Raw genomic sequence first — 19,324 nt, 5'->3', positions numbered from 1 at the left:
CTACGGGTGTGCCGGCGTTTGGCTACGCTCGGTAGAATGCGCGAATTCTGCAGGAGACTTTCATGTCTGACTCGCCGCCCGAACCGTCCTTGTCATCCTTGCCTGTCGAGCAACTGGTCGCCTGTCATGAGTGCGATCTGCTGATGCGCAAACCGGTGCTGCAGGATGGTGAAAGCGCCGAATGCCCGCGTTGTGGTTACGAGTTGTTCAGTCACCGACATCATGTCGTGCGCCGTAGTCTGGCCTTGGTGCTGACGGCGTTGCTGCTCTATGTGCCGGCCAATTTCCTGCCGATCATGCAGCTCAATCTGCTGGGGCAGACCTCGCAGGATACCGTCTGGAGCGGGGTGCTCGGTCTCTACGAGAGTGGCATGCAGGGTATCGCGGTCGTGGTCTTTCTCTGCAGCATGGCCGTGCCGCTGCTCAAGTTGCTCTGCCAACTGTTGGTACTGCTCAGCATTCGCCTGGACTTCGGCCGCGGCTATGGTTTGCTGCTATATCGGATTTATCACCATATGCGTGAGTGGGGGATGCTTGAGGTCTATTTCATGGGCATTCTGGTCGCCATAGTGAAGCTGATGGACCTGGCCGACTTGAGTCTGGGGCTGGGGCTGTTCTGTTTCATCGCGCTGCTTCTGGTGCAGGTGTGGCTGGAGGTGACCATGTCGCCGCATCAGATCTGGGAAGCGCTGTCCGGGGAGGACATTCATGCGGGCGATTGATGCAGGGCTGCTGATCTGCCATGAATGTCACCAGCTCAACCCTGTCGAGACGGATGCCGCGCACCAATACTGCAGCCGCTGCGGTGGGCAAATACATGCGCGTCGCCCCAATAGCCTGGTGCGCACCTGGGCCCTGTTGCTGACGTCGGCGATTCTCTATATCCCCGCTAACCTGCTGCCGATCATGACGGTCAACAGCCTGGGCAAGGGGGCGCCTGCGACCATTATGGGCGGTGTCTTGGAGCTGATTCACTTTGGCATGCTGCCGATTGCCGCAGTGGTCTTCATCGCCAGTATCCTGGTGCCCACCTTCAAGTTGGTTGGCATAGCCCTGCTGCTGTATTCGGTGCAACGCCATCAGCCTATGTCGGCACGTCAGCGCATCCTCATGTATCGCTTCATCGAATGGATTGGCCGCTGGTCGATGTTGGATATCTTCGTCATCGCCATTCTGGTGGCGCTAGTGAATTTCGGCAGCCTGGCCAGTATCGAGCCCGGACTCGGCGCGGCTGCCTTTGCCAGTGTGGTGATCCTGACCATGCTGGCCGCTCTCACTTTCGACCCTCGTCTTATCTGGGACAATACGGAACCTGACCATGACTGATCTGCCAATGGCAAAAACACGGCCGGCCTCCAACTGGTCGGCCATCTGGGTTCTGCCGCTGATTGCTCTGCTGATTGGTGGCTGGCTGGCCTGGCGTGCCTATAGCGAGGCCGGCATCGAGATTCAGGTGATGTTCGAAAGCGGCGACGGCATTCAGGCCGGCAAGACCGAGGTGATCTACAAGGGGATGCCGGTCGGCAAGGTCATCGCCCTGACGCTGGATCGCAGCGAGGCACGGCGTGGGGTAATCGCCACGCTGGAGATGAACAAGGAAGTGGAGGCCCGCTTGGTCACGGGGACTCGCTTCTGGCTGGTCAAACCCAGTGTCACGCTGGCGGGTGTCACCGGATTGGAAACCCTGGTGTCCGGCAACTACATCGCCGTAAGCCCTGGTGAAGGCGAACCGAGCCGCGAATTCACCGCCTTGCCCGAGGCGCCGCCGCTGGCGGACGATGTGCCTGGACTGCACCTGACACTCAAGGCCGAACGCCTGGGTTCGCTGAACAAGGACAGCCCGGTCTTCTACAAGCAGATCCAGGTGGGCCGGGTGAAGAGCTTCGCCCTTGCCGAGAACCAGAGCACGGTGGAGGTGAAGGTCTTCATCCAGCCGGAGTACGCCAGCCTGGTACGCAAGCACACGCGTTTCTGGAACGCCAGCGGCATCTCCGTCGATGCCGGGCTGTCGGGGGTGAAGGTGCGCACCGAGTCGCTGGCGAGCATCGTTGCCGGCGGTATCGCCTTTGCTACACCCGAGCATCGTACCGACAGTCCTGCAACCGACCCCAGCATCCCTTTCCGCCTCTACGAGGACTACGAGGCGGCCCAGGCCGGCATCCGCATTTCGCTCAAGCTGCATGACTTCGAAGGCCTGGAGCCTGGGCGTACCCCGGTGATGTACAAAGGCATCCAGGTCGGCCATATGAAGACGTTCAAGGTCGACAAGGATCTGAGCGGCGCCCAGGTGGAACTGATGCTCGACCCGCGCACCGAGGACTACCTGGTCGAGGGTACCGATTTCTGGGTGGTCAGGCCGTCCATCTCGCTGGCCGGTATCACCGGGCTGGAGGCGCTGGTCAAGGGCAACTACATCGCCATTCGCCCCGGCGAAAGCGGCAGCCCGCCTCGGCGCGAGTTCGAGGCGCGAGCCAAGGCGCCGCCGCTGGATCTGGGCGCACCTGGCTTGCACCTGGTGCTTTTCAGCGACAGCCTGGGCTCGATGGAAGTGGGAAGTCCGATTCTTTTCCGGCAAATCAGAGTGGGCAGCGTGCAGAGCTTTCAGCTGTCACGCGACGACAGCCAGGTGGTGCTGGGTGTGCATATCGAACCGGAATACAGCCATCTGGTGAACAGTTCGACCCGCTTCTGGAACGCCAGCGGTATCACGCTAAAAGGCGGATTGTCGGGAGTGGAGCTCAAGAGCGAGTCGTTGCAGACATTGCTCGCCGGCGGCATTGCGTTCGAAACACCGGATCCCAAGGCGGCCAGGGGTGAAGGTCGCGTGCTGCGTTTCGCCCTGCATGCGGATCGCGACGATGCCTTGCAGCCCGGTCTGCAGATTGGCATCCGCGTTGCCGATGGTGACGGCCTGCAGCCCGGCACCCTGGTGCGCTACAAGGGGCTGGAAGTGGGCAAGGTGGAGAATCTGAGCCTGACCGATGACCTGCAGGCGGTAATGCTCAATGTGCGCATTACCCAGGCGGCCGAGCAGATCGCCCGTGAAGGCACGCGTTTCTGGGTAGTGAGGCCCGAGTTGAGCCTGACTCGCGCTGCCAATCTCGGCACCCTGGTCAGCGGTCAGTATCTGGAAGTGCAGCCTGCCGGGCAGAAAGGGGCGCGGCGTACCGAGTTCGTCGCCCTGGCCAATGCACCGAATCAGGCCGTGCGCGAAGAAGGCCTGCGCCTGGTACTGAGTGCGCCGCGACGCGGCTCGATCAAGCCGGGCGTGATTGTCAGCTACCGCGAGGTGCCGGTGGGCAAGGTGGTGGATTTCGAATTGGGGCCGACCTCGGATCGTGTGCTGATCCATGTGCTGATCGAACCGCGCTATGCACCGCTGGTGCGCAGCGGCAGCCGTTTCTGGAATGCCAGCGGCATCGGCGTGGATGCCGGGCTGTTCAAGGGCGTGAAGGTGCGAACCGAATCGCTTGAGGCCTTGCTCGAAGGGGGTATCGCCTTCGCCACGCCGAACAATCCGGAAATGGGCGGCCCGGCGCAGCCGGGACAGACCTTCGCTCTGTTCGACGAGCCGCAGGAAGGCTGGATGCAGTGGGCGCCGAAGATCGTGCTGCAGCAGTGAGTAAGTAACGAAGAGGGCCGCAGTGAGCGGCCCTTTTCATGTCTACGAGCTCGTGAGGGCGGATGTGAAAAGCGACATCCGTCCTATGCCCTACACCCGTAGAGGGTTTGGCATTGCTCGTTGGTGCGCATGGCGCACCCTACGGAAGTCCGCCCGCGGCCGCATGACCGTGGGAGGAGCGGTCAGGCCGGTTCGGCCGTTTCTTCCTGCTGGGGCACCTGCGCCTTGGCACTTTCGCGCGGCTTGATGAACTTCCAGTCCGCCTCGTCGATATAGATGCCGTTGGGGCCGCTGCCGCCTTCCAGGTCGATGGCCACGTGGGCCGAGACCTGCGGCTTGACCGACGCCAGGATAGGCACGAAACCGAGCTGCAGGCTGGTTTCGATCAGCGCCTGCTGGTTGCGTTCGTCGATGTCCGCCGCCTCGTCGAGGTAGTAGGGCAGGCGAATGCGTCCGGCCTGCTCGCGGTCCATCAGGTGCAGCAACAGGTACATGTTGGTCAGCGCCTTGATGGTCATGGTGGTGCCGTTGGAGGCGGCGCCATCGATGTCGGTGTGGATGATCGGCTGGCCGTGCACCTTGGTGATTTCGAAGGCCAGTTCGAACAGATCCTTCAGGCCGAGCTGGTTGCCATTGGCGGCGACCAGGCGCGACAGGTAGTCCTTGGCTTCCTCGTTCTTGGCGTCCTGGTCGGCCGATTGCGACAGGTCGAACACCGACAGGGTTTCGCCTTCCTCGTACTGGCCGGCGCTGTGGATGATCTGATCGATATGGCGCAGGGCTTCCTTGTTCGGCGCCAGGACGATGCGGAAGCTCGAGAGGTTGGAGACCTGGCGCTTGTTGATCTCGCGGTTGAACAGTGCCAGTTGGTGCTCGAGGTTGTCATAGTCGCTGCGGATATTGCGCAGGGTACGTGCGATGTCGGTGACCGCCGCACGGCGCGCCTTGGCCAGAGTCAGGGCCTCGTCCTGACGGTGGGCGTAGGCGTTGACCAAGAGTTGCAGGCGACGCTCGACGTCGTCCTCGCTGTCGAACTTGGCCACGCCCTTCAGGCGTACCTGGGCGTAGAGCGCCTCGATCTGACCGTCGATACGCTGCAGCGCCTGCCAGGTGTCCTGGTAGTCGTTGAGCAGCGGCAGCAGGTTGTCCAGGCTGTCGTCGACGGGCTCCATAAACGGCGTGCCGAAGGGCAGGTCGGCCGGCAGCAGTTGGCGACGGCGCAAGGCGTCTTCCAGGGTGCGCTCCTTGGCTTCCAGATCGGCCAGTTGACGGCCGACCAGCTGCAGCTTGGCGGAGAGTTGCTGTACGCGTTCAGCGAAGGCATCGCTGGCGCGCTTGAGTTCGTCCTGGGCGCCTTCCAGTTCGGCCAGGCGCTCCAGCTTCTGCGGCTCCTCGGCGGCCAGGGTCTGGCTCTTGCGGAAGTCTTCCAGGGCTTTCTGCGCATCCAGCACGGCCTGGTACAGCGTCTCGGCCTGGGCCTTGCTGGCGGCGCGGTCGGCGGCCACCGACTGCTGGGTCTTGAGCTGCTTGAGCTCGCGCTCCAGGCGATCCTTCTGATCGCGCAGAGCGGCGCGGTCCGCCAGTGCCTGCAGCGCCGGGGGCTCGATATGGCTGAGGTCGATGGACAGGCCCGGCACGGCGAAGGTGTCGCCCTTGAAGCGATCCAGTACCGCTTCGACCGCCTTGACCCAGTCGTCGCCCTCGGCCTGGATGCCTTTCTCGCCCAGCGGCAGGCTGAACAACTGGCCGTTGAACAGGCGCATCAGACGGTCGACGTCCTGCTGGCTGAATTCCTCGCGCAGGCGCGAGTAGCTGTTGTTGTCGGCGTGGTCGAGTTGCTGCTTGACCGACTTGAGGCGTTTTTCCAGGTCGCGCAGGCGCTCGTCCAGGTCTTCGCTGGAGAACTGCCGCGACTGCGCCAGGGCGCCGGCCAGTTCGTCGTGGGCGTCCTTGGCGGCGAGCAGTTGCTCTTCCAGCACTTTGGCATCGTTGACCAGGGCGAAGCGGTTCTTCAGCACGGAAAGCTCGCCCAGCCAGCGCTGGATCTCGCTGATCTCGCGCTCCAGGCGCATCAGCTCGGCCGTGCCGCCGCGCTGCTCGTTCTGTAGGCCGTCCTGCTCGTTGCGATAGTGCTCGGCCTGGATTACCAGCTCTTCCTTGCGCGCATCGGCGTAGTCGTGCCAGGTGCCCAGTAGGTTATCCAGCAGCGGCGAGAGGCGATGCAGCTTGCCGCGCAGCACTTCGCGCTGGGCCACGCCTGAGGCCAGCGCCTCGATCAAGGGGCCGGCGGTGACCAGGGCCTGGTAGTCCTGTTCCATGCGGCGCACGTCGCGGAAGGCCTCTTCCGTCGCGGCGATATAGTCGACGCTGCCCGAGCGCAGGCTGTGCTCGAAGGCATCGAGGAACAGCTGCTTGAGCTTGGCCGCGGTGATCTCCCTCATATGCAGCAGGTTGATAAACAGCGCGCGGAAGGTCTTCAGGCTCTGTTCGCTGGTCGAGCGCAGCGGGATCAGGGTCAGGTCCAGCGGGATGCTGGTGTGGCCGCCGACCAGCAGGCGACGCAGTTCGTCGGGCTTGAGTTCGTAGGCGGTGATGCCGGCCTGGCCGAGGTTCTTGAAGAGTTCGCGCTGGCGCAGGCAGGTGCCGTTCTGCTGATAGTGCTCCAGATCCAGCTCACCGGCGTAGGCGAAGAACTGGTGGCCGAAGCCGCCACCTGGGCCGCGACCGGCCACGCCGATTACGTGCGGGCCATGGGGCAGGGCGACCTCGACGAGGATGTAGCTGGTGTCGCTGGCGAAGTAGAACTTGCGCGAGGCTTCCAGGCTGTACTTGCCGAAGCTCATGTCCGACATGCGCGCCAGAATCGGGAACTGCAGGGCGTTGATCGAGGCGGACTTGCCCAGGTTGTTGGCGCCGTAGACCGACAGCGGGTTTTCCAGCGGGAACAGGCCGAGGCTGTAGCCGGCGGTGTTCAGCAGGGCGAAGCGGCGGATGCCGTAGCGTTCCTGGCTCATGCGTCCATCTCCTGTGCGGCGCGTTCTTCGGCCATGGCGCGGGCCAGGGCGTCTTCCTCGGATTCTTCGATATCGATGACAGCGGTCGCGTCAGCGTCGCCGTCATCGTCCAGCAGCACCGGCGCCGGCAGCGGCAGATCGCTGCTGTGCAGGCTGGCGGCCAGGTCGCGGTCGTGCTGCACCGACAGGCAGACGTCGAGGAAACGGTGCATCGGCGGCAGGAAGCGGTACACGCCGTTGCTGTCCTCGGCGAAGCCGAGCTGCACCAGTCGGCGGATGATCTTGTCCTCCAGTTCCTCGAAGGTGGTCACCTCGGCCTGCAGGAACAGGTCGCGGTATTTTTCCAGCAGCGCCGGCAGCTCGTCACGGCCGATGCTGCCGCCGTCGAGCACTGAGAGCGGGTCGCGTCCCTGGTCGGCCAGATGCTCCACCAGGATAAAGGTGAACAGCGCCAGGCGCTGGGCGGTCTTGTTCACCTGCGGCGCAACCTGCTCGGGGACGAAGTAGTAGAAGCCGCGCGGGTCGCACACCAGCTCGAAGCCGAGGGCGCGGAACAGGGCGCGGTACTGGTCCTGCATGCTGGACAGCTGGGCGTAGCACTCCGGCTCGCTGCGGGAGATGTGGTAGCCCTTGAACAGGTCGCGGAAGGCGGCCGCGAGCTGGGTCATTTCTTTCAGATCGATGTTCATACGCAATGCTCACGGGCAGTCGTAGGGTGCGCTGTGCGCACCAGGTCGTCGGTTGCGGTGCGCACAGCGCACCCTGCGGGCAGCTCAGCCATTGGGCTGGCCTACCAGGGCAAAGGAGGCGAGGCTGACCTCATGGTCACGGGTCAGGTACTGGCGGCGCTCCAGGCGTTCACGCTGGAAGCGCGACTCGCGCGACAGGCGCGAGAACCAGTAGAGCAGCTCGTCGGTGGCGCCTTCGGGCTCCTGCTCCAGCAGCCAGGCCATCAGGTCCGGCAGCGGCAGGGCCTGCTCGCAGCGCTCGATCATTTCCCGCGCGGTCTTCGGCGCCTTGGGCGCGCCGCCCTTGCGGCTGCCGCTGGCCTTGGGGAAATGCGCCGGCTTGGCTTCGAAGCGCGCCAGGGCGTAGACGTAGGCCTCGACCTGGCTGGCGCTGCCGAGGAAGTTGCTCTGCGGCCGGGTGAACAGCGGCATGGCCGCCTGCGGCACGGCGTCGATGCCCTTCTTGCGGATCACCGACAGCGCCAGCGCCGCGCCACGGGTCACGGCATTGTGCCGGCGGGCTTCCTCGCGCAGCGGCAGCAGCAGCTCGCGAGCCTTGCGCAGGGTCAGCTGGGCGGTGGTTTGCATCTCTAGGATGCGCGCGTGGGTGCGCAGCAGCAGGTCGTCGTCGACCAGTTGGCCGAGGCGCTGCTGGTCGCCGAGCAGGCGCAGCAGCACCTGTTCGACCCGGCGCACGCCCTGCTCGAAGGCGCCGTCGGCAGCGACCAGCTGGATCATCGGCTCGACGTACTCGTCCCAGGTGGCCAGTACCTCGGCGTAGCGCTGGCGCAGGGGAATCTGCCGATCGCTGGTCTTGGCCCGGTCGGCCACGCCGACCAGCGCCTGTTCGTCGTTGGCCAGCTTCTTCAGCACGTCGCGCACGCGCATATCGAGCAGGCGCAGCTGGCGCGCCAGGTCGTTGGCGTCGCGCACCTCGAAGGCGTCCTGGATATAGCCGGCCAGACGCTCCAGATGGCGCAGGTAGGCTTCGATCTCCAGGCACAGGCCGAGGCGGTGCTCGCGGCGCAGGTAGGCGAGAAAGTCGTGGATCTGCGCGTTGAGCTCGAAGCGGTTGGGGCTCTTGGCCACCGGCACCAGGATGTCCAGGCGGATCCAGGTGTCGAGCAGGGCGGTGGTGTCGCTGGGCGTGGCGTCGGGCAACTGCGTGGCAAGCTGGCTGCGCAGCTCCACCAGGCTCAGGGTGCCGGCGTCGAAACGCTCGCAGAGCGGTTCGAGCAACGTCCAGTGTTCGGCGAGGGCGCGCAAAACGCGCTTGGGATCGATCATCGAGGCGCCGGGTTCCAGGCAGGTTAAAGGACGCGATTGTACTGCAAGGCGAGTGCCGTTTATGAGCGCAAGTCGATCAGAGGCAGGTGACGCTATTCGGCACATTGGGACGGACTGCGCGGTTCCAATGCCGGCAAGTGTTTGAAAGGCTGGGAAAATCCAGGGTGTGAACGGTGGCACGCTTTCTGCCGGGGTGCAGCGGTGAACCTGTTTGTGGAGCCTGCGATGACTGCCCTTGCCCTGAATGTCGATGCCCGTTGGCATGAGCTGCAGCACCAGCGCGATCTGAACTGGGACCTGCACGCCATTACCGACCGCGCGCAGGCCATTGCCTTTCTGCGCCGTTTCGAGAATCGCCTGTGCATCTACTCCAGCTATGTCGAGAAGCTCTACAGCAATTACAGCTTCGTGGTGCCGCAGGACGAGGAGGGCGGCATCACCATCCTGCCGGACGAGATGGCCTGGCACGACACCTTTCATGACATTCCCGCCGATGCCGTGGAGCCCACCGGCGTGCATATCCTGCCCGGCGAAGCGGTGGGGTTCGATGGCCTGTATCTGAAGGTGCCCGGCGAGTCGCGTCTGATCGCCTCGCGCGAGTTGCCCTTCCAGGAAGGCTTGCGTCTTTTGATCGAGCGCTATCGGGCGCGCGGCGAGCATTTTCTGCCGGTACTGGTGAAGGGCGATCTGCGCGAGTACGAGGCGCGCATGCCCTCGCTGCACCTGCACCGCATCAACCCGGTCAAGCTCGCACACTGCTCACGCCTGAGCATCGACGCCATCCGCGGCGCCATTGCCGAGCATCTGCTGGCCCTGTTCCGCCAGCATTGAGCGCCGCGGGTGTTACGGCGATGTGACCCGCGGTAACACTGGCGCCGCCCTGGCACGGGGCAGTACAGGCCCTTGCCATCCTTTTCTCGACTATGGGTCGGGCCGTTTTGCGCCGGGCATCCCTATAGTGGCCATAAGGACTCGAGTCGGAACGCTCGACAGCCATTACAAGAAAAGGGGTTTTCGCCATGCGCCCGTCCTTTCGCTTCGCCAAACATGCTCTGGCATTGGTCTGCGCTGCGGCACTGAGCGCCCCGGCTCAGGCCAAGATGGTCGAGCTGGAGGACAGTGAGCTGTCGGACATCACCGGGCAGGCCTTCATCAACCTGACCACCGACAGCAACGCCGGCATCAACTACACCCGGGTCAATTTCGGTCTGAACATCGATACCCAGCTGAACATCAAGAAGCTGCAGCTTGGTCAGTACAACCGGGTCGGCGAGGCGGCGGGGTCCTCCGACATCCTGATCAACAACTTCGCGCTGGGCACCGTGGGTGCCAACGACAGCATCAACCCTTTCAAGATCGCCAACCCGTTCCTGGAGCTGGCCTACGACGGCAATCGCGTGGTTGGCGTGCGAATCGGCTTCGGTGAAGCCAAGGGTGTACTGTCCGGCGACATCCAGAGCCTGACCGGCAATATCCCCGTGCACATCAAGGGCACCGCCAACGCGATCTACGACAGCGCCAACCTCGCCCAGCAGACCGCCCTGTTTCTCGGTGGCATTTACCGCTCCAGCATTCTCGAAGCCGACGCCGAACTGGTTGCCGCGACCGGCGTCGCCGACCCGGTGCGTGGCGTTATGGCCGGGATCAAGAACGGCGACGGCCTGAGCTGCACCAGTGGCTGCCTGCCGCTGATCTCGGATGCGGCGTTGGCCATCCTCAAGTCCAACGGTTGCGGCATCCTCGGCATCCAGACCTGTTTCAACCTCTCCCAGTTTCAGTCGCTGCCAGTGGGCAATATGAACGTGGCGGACAATGCCAATACGGCCACGATCGAGGGGGCGGCTCGCGGATTCTTCATTTCCCTGCAGACTCAGGATCTGGCTTGGCGTGATATGGACAGCAATGCCTTCGTCAGTACCCTACGCGGTGCCTTTATGAACATGCCTAAGTACCGTGACGCCAACGGCAACCTGGTCTCGCCGATCAATATCAATTTCGACCAGGCGTTCAACGGCATTCCCCGGCAGGACACCTGTCTGGGCAGTGCCACGGCGGGGTGCTGACCATGAGCATGAGTCGCTACCTGCTGCTGGCGGCCTCATTGCCGGTTGCAATGGCCCAGGCCATGGAGCCCCTGAGCGATGCCGAGCTGTCCGACGTGCAGGGCGCCGGCCTGGGTTTCGTGCTGGATCAGGTGCTGCTGGATGGCTCCGGCGCTCAGATCGTGATCAACGACATCACCGACGGCCAGGGGCGCAACGTGCCCATCTCCGTGAAGAACCTCTATCTGGGCGCAGCCGGCAGCAACAAGGGCGCCAACCTGACTCCGGTGACCATCGGCAGCCTCGATCATCCCTTCGAGCTGGAACTGGCCAAGGGCGAGGAGCTGCGTACCCTGCGCGACGACGGGCAATGGGTACAGACCACCCCGAACAACATCACCGTGCTGTCGTTCAAGTTTCCCGAGCGGCTGGTCGCTGGTGGCAATCCCTGCATCGATGGTTATGCGGCGGCTGGCTCTAATTGCTCGACTTCCGCCAGCGGGCGCGCCGATCTGGGCGTGCGCTTCGATTTCCAAGTGGCAGCCGGGCGTACCGAGATGCTGGCGCTGGACTTCCACCAGCTGGTGATGGACGGCTCCTATCTGCGTCTGTGGGGCGACCCCGGGCAGAACGGCAACGGCGAGCTGGTCGGCGAGGCACGCATCAACATCTTCGCCAAGACCCTGGAAGTGATGTCCTGCGCCCAGGCCAACTGCAATACCGCGGGCGAGACGGCCGCCCAGCGCGGTGCGCGCACCCTCTACATCACCAACGGCTACGCCAATATCGCCCTGGGCTACGGCAAGACGCAGCCGCTGCGCCTGCGCTCCAGCGCCGACGGCCAGTTCGTCCTGGAGCTGCAGAACCCGACTACGGGCGCCACCACGGCGGCGCAGCGCCAGGCCCTGGCCAGTGACTTCTATGCCAACGCGCCGCGTACCAATCTGGTGTTCGAGAACCTGACCGTCGGCGGCACCCGTAGCAGCCCGACCGCCATTCCCACCGGTGGTTACAACTTCGGTCGCAACGAGATTTCCGGACTGAGCTTCAACTACCTGAAGGTGAGCAGCTATGACCTGCGCTAGAACGGCTGGAGTTCTGCTGTCGCTGTTGCCGACGCTGGCCCTGGCGGAAATGCAGGCGCTGGACGACAGCGCTCTCAGCGAGATGAGCGGGCAGGGCGGGGTCTATCTGTCCGGCGAGTTCAGCATCAACAAGGACGGGGGTGTGCTCTGGGGCACGCCCACCACCAACAATCCGGCGCAGTGGACGGCCAACCAGCGCAGCTGCGCCCTGGCCGGCGCAGCCACGCCGGAGAGCTGCGGCCTGCGCGTGGCGATACGTTCCGGCGCCAATGCCGGCTGGTACGTGCTGGACAACCTCAAGGGCATCTTCAGCTTCGAGGGCCTGACCCTGGATACCCGCACCCTCACCAGTGCCGGCGGCGAACGCGAGGTGCTGGCGCTGGGGCTGCCCAACGAGATCCGTTTCAAGGACGGTAACTTCGCCTTCGGCGTGGCCAGTCAGGGCGGCTGGAAGAACAAGGCGCTGAGCGCCGCCAATGGCGGCGACCCGAGCTACCAGCAGACCAATATCTTCTCGGCCAAGATCGACGGCAGCATCCGCATGCAGGGCAGTGTGCTGATCTTCCCGACCAATTGAGGAGCCGGATCATGCAGCGTTATGGATGGCTCTCGGCGTTTCTTCTCGGCAGCTCACCGGTCTGGGCCATGCAGGCACTGGATGATCACAGCCTGGCCAGCGTCAGTGGCCGCGGTGGCATCAGCCTCGAAACCGCCGGTGGCGGCTGGTCGGCGGAAAGCCTGGAATACCGCGAGGACGGTCATAGCCTGCGAATCGAGGGCGTTTCCAGCCGCCCGCAGCAGCCTGGCAGCGTGTCCACCACCAAGATCGACGTGATCGACGATCGTCTGCATGTCGAGCATCAGGGGCGACCGAATCAACTGGCGGTGAACAACATAGGTTTCGCCGGCAGCGACAAGAGCTTCGGCGCCTTCCGCGCCTTCTATACCCTGGGCGCCAGCCTCAGGCTCAGCGGTGGCGGCGCCGATGGCGTGGCCGGCTTCAGCGTCGATGGCAGCCGCCTGAGCCTGGATGCGGTGACCTTCTATTACCGCGACAACGGCTTCGATCTGATCGTGCGCAACGCCTCCTTCGATGCCTACCTGAACAATGCCTATCTGGATATCGTCAGCGGCGGCAACGGCTCGGCGGTGCGCCTCGATCTGGGCGACACGCGCTTCGTCGCGCATATCGGCGGTATCGGGCTGGACCTGGCGCACGGCGATCCCGTGGCCGGTGTTGCAGTAACGCCCGGCGCGCCGGATACACGGCACCCCGATCACGCGCGCAGTTTCGGCCAGCTGGATATGGATCTGCGCCTCGGCGGCAGCATCCGCATCGCCGGTGGCGGTGCCAGTGGCGAGGGCGTGCGCCTGATCCCGCAGATCACCATCGCCAACAGCCTGTTCCAGTACAAGGACGATGGCGTGCTGCGCGCCGAGAACTTCGCCGGCGTGCTCAGCAGCCAGAACGGCATCACCCTCGACCTGGGCGAGGATGGCAGCGGCCGCTACGCCCAGCTGGCCTTCCAGGATCTGAAACTCAACGCCAGCCTCGGCGGGCTGATCATCGGTAACCCCAGCAATCAGAAGATCGGCAGTCTGGCGCTGGACCTCAACTTCCAGGACCAGGGCGCGCGGCAGAACTGGTTCAGGCTGCGCCCCGGCGGCGATCCCAATTCCGGACTCAAGGGCATCACTGCGGACGTATCATGGAACATGGTCAGCAGTTCGGTCTCGCTCACCGATAACGGCAACAGCATGTGGTTCAGCGGCCTGCGCACCCATGGCAGTGGCCAGCTCAGCGTCGATCTGACCAGGAGCTGCGCCAGCGGCATCAGCACCGGCTGTTATGCCGGCAGTCTCAACACCCAGCCGGGCAGCGGCGGTTACGACGGCCATTTCGACGGTCTGCGCCTAGGACTCAAGAATCTTAAAGGCAGCTACAGCTTCGACGGCCTGCGCGTCGGCAGCGCCGATGCCCCGCTGCAGGGCGGCACCGAATTGCTGGTGCTGCTGGAGATTTTTCCGGCCTACGATTTCACCCTCAACGGTCAGCTCACCCTGCGCCCGGGTGGCGCTAGCGGCGATGGGGTGCGTTACAACGCCGATTTCGTGGTCAGCGATGCCAATGCGGCAATCACCGTCGACGAGGGCGGCAAGGGCCTGTGGCTGGCCGGCACCCGTTACGACATGCATTTTCGCGACGGCTCGCTGGACGTGACGCAAAACGGCGTGCAGCTGAGCAAGGGCACCTACTGGTCCACCCTGGATGTGCACGATGTGCGCTGGGGTGATCGCAGTACAGGGCAGAGCCTGGGCCGCATCGTGCTGCGTCGCTACGAGCAGGGCTCCACGCTGAGTCTCAGCTCCGGTGGTGCAGGCGCGTTGTGCGTCGGTGGCAGCGGTAGCAACGCCGCGGCCTGCTCGGCCAGCGGCGGGCGCTGGGAGGATCGCGGCAACGAGGGTTTGACCGCAGGGCTGAAGAACGTCTTCGTGCGCGATGGCTCGGGCAATCCCGCCAGCAGCGTGTCCACCAGCGAGAAGCGCAACCAGCTGATCATCGAGACGGACCGGGTGAACGGCGTCAACGGCAGCGGCGCGCAGCTGGTGGTGGACAACTTCCACACCTCGGACGCCAATCCGACCGACGCCAATGCCAACAGCTACGGCGTGCGCGTCGACCTCAACCTCGACGTGGCACCGACCAGGGTCTGCGACAAGGGCGCCAGCGGCTGCCCGCCGGTGTCGCCTGACCCGCTGGGCTTCGCCGTCAACGGGCGGGTGCACTTCAAGGAGATCAATATCGACCGCATCCAGAACGTGCACCCCACGGGCGGCGCGGTCACCTCCATGTACGGCATCAAGCTGCAGAATGCCGATATCCGCGCCAACCTGACCGCCACGCCGATCAACTAGGGGCGGCGGTCACGCTCCTGTCATCACCGAGCCGTAGGGTGCGCCAGGCGCACCGATGCCTCACAGGTCGCCGGTGCGCACGGCGCACCCTGCTTCGTTGCCGAAGCAACCGGTAATCGCCGGTTGTACAAAAAATCTCCAATGCCCTTTCGATATTCATCGGTTATCGGCACAATTCGCGTCCACTTTTTTCCGGGGGCCACAAGGCACCCCTTGGCCGACCTTGCTGGAGCGACGAGATGATCCAGACGCCGTACTACCTCATCGACAAACAGAAGCTCCTGGTCAACCTGGAGAAGATCGCCTACGTGCGCGAGAACTCCGGCGCCAAGGCGCTGCTGGCGCTGAAATGCTTCGCCACCTGGTCGGTGTTCGACCTGATGCAGCAATATATGGACGGCACCACCTCGTCCTCGCTCTACGAGCTCAAGCTCGGCCGGCAGAAGTTCGCCGGCGAAACCCACGCCTACAGCGTGGCCTGGGCCGACGACGAGATCGAAGAGATGGTCGCCAACTGCGACAAGATCATCTTCAACTCCATCGGCCAGCTCGAACGCTTCGCCGAGCGGACCGAAGGCACCATCCGCGGCCTGCGCGTCAACCCGCAGGTGAGCAGCTCCGACTACCTGCTGGCCGACCCGGCGCGTCCGTTCAGCCGCCTCGGCGAGTGGGACCCGGAAAAGATCGCCAAGGTAATGGGGCAGATTTCCGGCTTCATGTTCCACAACAACTGCGAGAACGGCAGCTTCGAGCTGTTCGACAAGATGCTGAGCACCATCGAGGAGCGCTTCGGCCATCTGATCGCCCAGGTCGAGTGGGTCAGCCTCGGCGGCGGCATCCACTTCACCGGCGAGGGCTATCCGCTCGATGCCTTCTGCGCGCGCCTGAAAGCCTTCTCGGAAAAATACGGCGTGCAGGTGTATCTGGAGCCGGGCGAAGCGGCGATCACCCTCAGCGCCTCGCTGGAAGTGACCGTGCTCGACACCCTGTACAACGGCAAGAACCTGGCGGTGGTCGACAGCTCCATCGAAGCGCACATGCTCGACCTCTTGATCTACCGCCTCAACGCCAAGATGGCGCCGAACGACGGCGAACACACCTACATGGTCTGCGGCAAGAGCTGCCTGGCCGGCGATATCTTCGGCGAGTACCAGTTCGACAAGCCGCTGCAGATCGGTGACCGTCTGTCGTTCATCGACGCGGCCGGTTACACCATGGTCAAGAAGAACTGGTTCAACGGCCTGAAGATGCCGTCCATCGTGGTGAAACAACTCGACGGTAGCATCGAAGTGGTTCGCCAGTTCGAGTTCGACGACTACCTGTCCAGCCTGTCCTGACATTGCTGCGGTGGGCTGAAGCCCACCCTACGGCTCAAGACTCGGTGTAGGGTGGGCCGGGCGGCGTTCCGCTTCGGCCCACCTCATCAAACGCTTTAAACAACGCAGTTCTCTGGAGGTGAAACAATTGAAGAAGAATGTCCTGATCATTGGTGCAGGAGGTGTTGCCAAGGTGGTGGCCCATAAGTGCGCGCAACACAACGACGAACTCGGTCGTATTGCGATTGCGTCGCGCAACATCTCCAAATGCCAGGCCATCATCGACAGCGTACAGGCCAAGGGCGGCCTCAAGCAGCCCGGCGAGATCAAGGCCTATGCGCTGAACGCCCTGGACGTGGAAGCGACCAAGGCGCTGATTCGTGAAACCGAGTCGCAGATCGTCATCAACGTGGGCTCCGCCTTCCTCAACATGTCCGTGCTGCGCGCCTGTATCGATACTGGCGTGGCCTACCTGGACACCGCCATCCACGAAGACCCGAGCAAGATCTGCGAAACCCCGCCGTGGTATGGCAACTACGAGTGGAAGCACCTGGCCGAATGCCAGGAGAAGGGCGTCACCGCCATTCTCGGCGTCGGCTTCGACCCGGGCGTGGTCAACGCCTACGCCGCCCTGGCGCAACAACAGTACTTCGACAAGATCGAGTCGATCGACATCCTCGACGTCAACGCCGGTTCGCACGGCAAGTACTTCGCCACCAATTTCGACCCGGAAATCAATTTCCGCGAATTCACCGGCACGGTCTGGAGCTGGCAGAACAGCCAGTGGACCCCCAACAGCATGTTCGAAGTCAAACGCACCGACGATCTGCCGGTGGTGGGCGAGCAGAACCTGTACCTGACCGGCCATGACGAGGTGCACTCGCTGTCCAAGCACCTCGACGTACCGAACGTACGCTTCTGGATGAGCTTCGGCGACCATTACATCAACGTGTTCACCGTGCTGAAGAACCTCGGCCTGCTCTCCGAGCAGCCGGTCAAGACCGCAGAAGGCCTCGAAGTGGTGCCGCTCAAGGTGGTCAAGGCCGTGCTGCCCGATCCCGCCTCGCTGGCGCCGGGCTACAGCGGCAAGACCTGTATCGGCGACCTGGTCAAGGGCACCAAGGATGGCCAGCCGCGCGAGCTGTTTATCTACAACGTCGCCGACCACGCCGAAGCCTTCGCCGAGACCGACAGCCAGGGCATTTCCTACACCGCCGGCGTACCGCCGGTCGCCGCAGCGCTGCTGGTCGCACGTGGCGAGTGGGATGCGCGGCGCATGGTCAACGTCGAACAGCTGCCGGCCGAGCCCTTCCTCAAGCTGCTGGACGTGATGGGCCTGCCCACCCGCATCAAGGACGAGCACGGCGACCGTCCCTGGGATCAGCCGCTCTGATCGGCTGCGCCCCGCGCACCTGATCGGCAAAGCGCCCGCCATCTCGGCGGGCGTTTTGTCGTCTGGCGTAGGGTGGACATGGCGCAGCCTTGTCCACCGTGACCGGTAACGCGGCGGACAAGCCTTCGGCATGTCCGCCCTACGCGATAAACCCACCCGGCGATACCTGCGCTTCCCGCCCCGCCCATTTCACGCGACAATCGGCCGATTACAGATGCCCCCACGAAGGGCGCCCCGGCAGCCGTGAGGAAACCCCTATGAGCAGCAACGATCGCGTCATCATCTTCGACACCACCCTGCGCGACGGCGAGCAGAGCCCCGGCGCCTCCATGACCGGCGAGGAGAAGCTGCGCATCGCCAAGGCCCTGGAGCGCCTGCGGGTGGACGTGATCGAGGCCGGCTTCGCCATCGCCAGCCCGGGCGACTTCGCCGCGGTCAAGGCGATCGCCGACAACATCAAGGACAGCACCGTGTGCAGCCTGTCGCGCGCGGTGGACGCCGACATCGAGCGCGCCGCCGAGGCGCTGGCCGGGGCCAACTCCGGGCGTATCCACACCTTTATCGCCACCAGCCCGATCCATATGCAGTACAAGCTGCGCATGCAGCCCGACGACGTGGTGGCGCAGGCGGTCAAGGCGGTGAAGAAGGCACGCAACCTGTGCAGCGACGTGGAGTTCTCCTGCGAGGATGCCGGCCGTTCCGAGATCGACTTCCTCTGCCGCATCATCGAGGCGGCGATCGACGCTGGTGCGCGCACCATCAACATCCCCGACACCGTCGGCTACGCCATCCCGCACCAGTACGCCGACACCATCCGCCAACTGCTCGAGCGCATTCCCAACGCCGACAAGGCGATCTTCTCGGTGCACTGCCACAACGACCTGGGCCTGGCCGTGGCCAACTCCCTGGCCGCCGTGGTGGCCGGTGCGCGCCAGGTCGAGTGCACCATCAACGGCCTCGGCGAACGGGCCGGCAACGCCGCGCTGGAAGAGATCGTCATGGCGATCAAGACCCGCCAGGACCTGCTCGGCGTCTACACCAACATCGACACGCCGCACATCCTCAGTACCTCGCGCATGGTCTCCGGCATCACCGGCTTCCCGGTGCAGCCGAACAAGGCCATAGTCGGCGCCAACGCCTTCGCCCACGAGTCCGGCATCCACCAGGACGGCGTGCTCAAGCATCGCGAGACCTACGAGATCATGTCCGCCCAGTCGGTGGGCTGGAACACCAACAAGATGGTGATGGGCAAGCACTCCGGGCGCGCCGCCTTCCGCTCGCGCCTGGACGAGCTGGGCATCGTCCTGGCCGGCGAGGCCGAGCTGAACGCCGCCTTCGCCCGCTTCAAGGAGCTGGCCGACAAGAAGCACGAGATCTTCGACGAGGACCTGCAGGCGCTGGTTTCCGACACCCTGGCCGAGGAGGCGCCGGAGCACTACAAGCTGGTCACCCTGGAGGTGGCGAGCAAGACCGGCGAGGTGCCGCAGGCGCAGGTCGTGGTCAGCGTCGAGGGCCGCGAGCAGCCCGCCAATGCCCAGGGCTCCGGCCCGGTGGACGCCACCTTCAAGGCCATCGAGGCCATCGCCGCCTCCGAGGCCACCCTGCTGCTGTATTCGGTCAACGCCATCACCAAGGGCACCGACTCGCAGGGCGAGGTCACCGTGCGCCTGGAGAAGGGCGGGCGCATCGTCAACGGCAACGGCGCCGACACCGACATCCTGGTGGCCTCGGCCAAGGCCTATATCAACGCGCTGAACTTGATGCAGGTCGGGCAGAAGGCGCATCCGCAAGTGGAGGGCGTGTGATCCCCGAGCTCCGTCGGCGCGCCTACCTGGGCGCCATGCAGGTGGCCAGTTGGCTGCCGCGCACCGTACTGCCCTTCGCCGCGCCCTCGCGGCCCGAGCTGCTGGAGCCGCCGCAG

The 19,324-nt window shown here is 64.3% G+C and carries 14 protein-coding genes and 1 pseudogene; 12 read left to right on the top strand and 3 right to left on the bottom strand.

Annotated elements, in window-relative coordinates; translation table 11 throughout:
- Window positions 1–62: 62 nt before the first annotated feature.
- Genes N7333_RS20275 through N7333_RS20265 form a run of 3 tightly spaced genes read left to right on the top strand, consistent with a single transcriptional unit; the run spans window position 63 to window position 3,622 of the window.
- Entirely contained in the window at window positions 63–722 is a 660-nt protein-coding gene (locus N7333_RS20275) for a paraquat-inducible protein A (RefSeq protein ID WP_011921091.1), read from the top strand.
- A complete protein-coding gene (locus N7333_RS20270) occupies window positions 709–1,326 on the top strand; it encodes a paraquat-inducible protein A (RefSeq protein WP_129483872.1) in 618 nt (205 codons plus the stop codon). Before N7333_RS20275 ends, N7333_RS20270 begins: the two co-directional genes overlap by 14 nt.
- On the top strand, window positions 1,319–3,622 hold the full coding sequence (locus N7333_RS20265; protein ID WP_279859315.1) for an MlaD family protein: 2,304 nt from the start codon (window positions 1,319–1,321) through the stop codon (window positions 3,620–3,622). The genes N7333_RS20270 and N7333_RS20265 overlap by 8 nt, the downstream gene beginning before the upstream one ends.
- A 182-nt stretch (window positions 3,623–3,804) precedes the next feature.
- On the opposite strand, the gene mksF is transcribed toward N7333_RS20265, so the two are convergent.
- The 3 genes from mksF to mksB form a co-directional block, all read right to left on the bottom strand.
- Window positions 3,805–6,636 (bottom strand): Mks condensin complex protein MksF, encoded by a 2,832-nt coding sequence (gene mksF, locus N7333_RS20260; protein ID WP_279859314.1) that lies wholly within the window; start codon window positions 6,634–6,636, stop codon window positions 3,805–3,807.
- Entirely contained in the window at window positions 6,633–7,325 is a 693-nt protein-coding gene (mksE, locus tag N7333_RS20255; RefSeq protein WP_011921066.1) for an Mks condensin complex protein MksE, read from the bottom strand. The genes mksF and mksE overlap by 4 nt, the downstream gene beginning before the upstream one ends.
- 84 nt (window positions 7,326–7,409) lie before the next feature.
- Window positions 7,410–8,651 (bottom strand): Mks condensin complex protein MksB, encoded by a 1,242-nt coding sequence (mksB, locus tag N7333_RS20250; protein ID WP_013716941.1) that lies wholly within the window; start codon window positions 8,649–8,651, stop codon window positions 7,410–7,412.
- A 225-nt stretch (window positions 8,652–8,876) separates the two neighbouring features.
- On the opposite strand from mksB, the gene N7333_RS20245 reads away from it, so the two are divergent.
- The 9 genes and pseudogenes from N7333_RS20245 to N7333_RS20205 form a co-directional block, all read left to right on the top strand.
- The gene (locus N7333_RS20245) at window positions 8,877–9,482 is read left to right on the top strand and encodes a hypothetical protein (protein ID WP_003246365.1); all 606 of its coding nucleotides are present in this window, start codon (window positions 8,877–8,879) and stop codon (window positions 9,480–9,482) included.
- Between the two features lie 188 nt (window positions 9,483–9,670).
- Window positions 9,671–10,714 (top strand): DUF6160 family protein, encoded by a 1,044-nt coding sequence (locus N7333_RS20240; protein ID WP_279859313.1) that lies wholly within the window; start codon window positions 9,671–9,673, stop codon window positions 10,712–10,714.
- Window positions 10,715–10,722: 8 nt separating this feature from the next.
- A complete protein-coding gene (locus N7333_RS20235) occupies window positions 10,723–11,778 on the top strand; it encodes a hypothetical protein (RefSeq protein ID WP_279859316.1) in 1,056 nt (351 codons plus the stop codon).
- Window positions 11,765–12,355, top strand: coding sequence for a DUF6160 family protein (locus N7333_RS20230; RefSeq protein ID WP_279859312.1), 591 nt, complete (start codon window positions 11,765–11,767; stop codon window positions 12,353–12,355). Before N7333_RS20235 ends, N7333_RS20230 begins: the two co-directional genes overlap by 14 nt.
- A gap of 11 nt (window positions 12,356–12,366) precedes the next feature.
- Complete coding sequence (locus N7333_RS20225; protein ID WP_279859311.1) at window positions 12,367–14,694, top strand: hypothetical protein; 2,328 nt, start codon at window positions 12,367–12,369, stop codon at window positions 14,692–14,694.
- 239 nt (window positions 14,695–14,933) lie between these two features.
- Window positions 14,934–16,031, top strand: coding sequence for a carboxynorspermidine decarboxylase (locus N7333_RS20220; protein ID WP_279859310.1), 1,098 nt, complete (start codon window positions 14,934–14,936; stop codon window positions 16,029–16,031).
- A gap of 127 nt (window positions 16,032–16,158) precedes the next feature.
- Window positions 16,159–17,403, top strand: coding sequence for a saccharopine dehydrogenase family protein (locus N7333_RS20215; RefSeq protein WP_279859309.1), 1,245 nt, complete (start codon window positions 16,159–16,161; stop codon window positions 17,401–17,403).
- A 257-nt stretch (window positions 17,404–17,660) separates the two neighbouring features.
- A complete protein-coding gene (locus tag N7333_RS20210; protein ID WP_279859308.1) occupies window positions 17,661–19,208 on the top strand; it encodes a 2-isopropylmalate synthase in 1,548 nt (515 codons plus the stop codon).
- Window positions 19,205–19,324 (top strand): annotated as a pseudogene (locus N7333_RS20205) (energy transducer TonB); the annotation flags it as partial. The gene N7333_RS20210 and the pseudogene N7333_RS20205, both read left to right, overlap by 4 nt.

This window comes from Pseudomonas sp. GD04158 (genome assembly GCF_029834875.1).
Lineage (GTDB): Bacteria > Pseudomonadota > Gammaproteobacteria > Pseudomonadales > Pseudomonadaceae > Aquipseudomonas > Aquipseudomonas hydrolytica.
Note: the sequence above shows the minus strand (reverse complement) of the source record. Positions and strands in the feature narration are given on the sequence as shown.

What these genes read in the sequence shown, in the direction of transcription:
- N7333_RS20245 (WP_003246365.1), top strand. Translation starts at nt 8,877, where the DNA reads ATGACTGCCCTTGCCCTGAATGTCGATGCCCGTTGGCATGAGCTGCAG.
- N7333_RS20220 (WP_279859310.1), top strand. Translation starts at nt 14,934, where the DNA reads ATGATCCAGACGCCGTACTACCTCATCGACAAACAGAAGCTCCTGGTC.
- N7333_RS20225 (WP_279859311.1), top strand. Translation starts at nt 12,367, where the DNA reads ATGCAGCGTTATGGATGGCTCTCGGCGTTTCTTCTCGGCAGCTCACCG.
- N7333_RS20230 (WP_279859312.1), top strand. Translation starts at nt 11,765, where the DNA reads ATGACCTGCGCTAGAACGGCTGGAGTTCTGCTGTCGCTGTTGCCGACG.
- mksF (WP_279859314.1), bottom strand. Translation starts at nt 6,636, where the DNA reads ATGAGCCAGGAACGCTACGGCATCCGCCGCTTCGCCCTGCTGAACACC.
- N7333_RS20270 (WP_129483872.1), top strand. Translation starts at nt 709, where the DNA reads ATGCGGGCGATTGATGCAGGGCTGCTGATCTGCCATGAATGTCACCAG.
- N7333_RS20210 (WP_279859308.1), top strand. Translation starts at nt 17,661, where the DNA reads ATGAGCAGCAACGATCGCGTCATCATCTTCGACACCACCCTGCGCGAC.
- N7333_RS20265 (WP_279859315.1), top strand. Translation starts at nt 1,319, where the DNA reads ATGACTGATCTGCCAATGGCAAAAACACGGCCGGCCTCCAACTGGTCG.
- mksB (WP_013716941.1), bottom strand. Translation starts at nt 8,651, where the DNA reads ATGATCGATCCCAAGCGCGTTTTGCGCGCCCTCGCCGAACACTGGACG.
- N7333_RS20235 (WP_279859316.1), top strand. Translation starts at nt 10,723, where the DNA reads ATGAGTCGCTACCTGCTGCTGGCGGCCTCATTGCCGGTTGCAATGGCC.
- N7333_RS20275 (WP_011921091.1), top strand. Translation starts at nt 63, where the DNA reads ATGTCTGACTCGCCGCCCGAACCGTCCTTGTCATCCTTGCCTGTCGAG.
- N7333_RS20240 (WP_279859313.1), top strand. Translation starts at nt 9,671, where the DNA reads ATGCGCCCGTCCTTTCGCTTCGCCAAACATGCTCTGGCATTGGTCTGC.
- mksE (WP_011921066.1), bottom strand. Translation starts at nt 7,325, where the DNA reads ATGAACATCGATCTGAAAGAAATGACCCAGCTCGCGGCCGCCTTCCGC.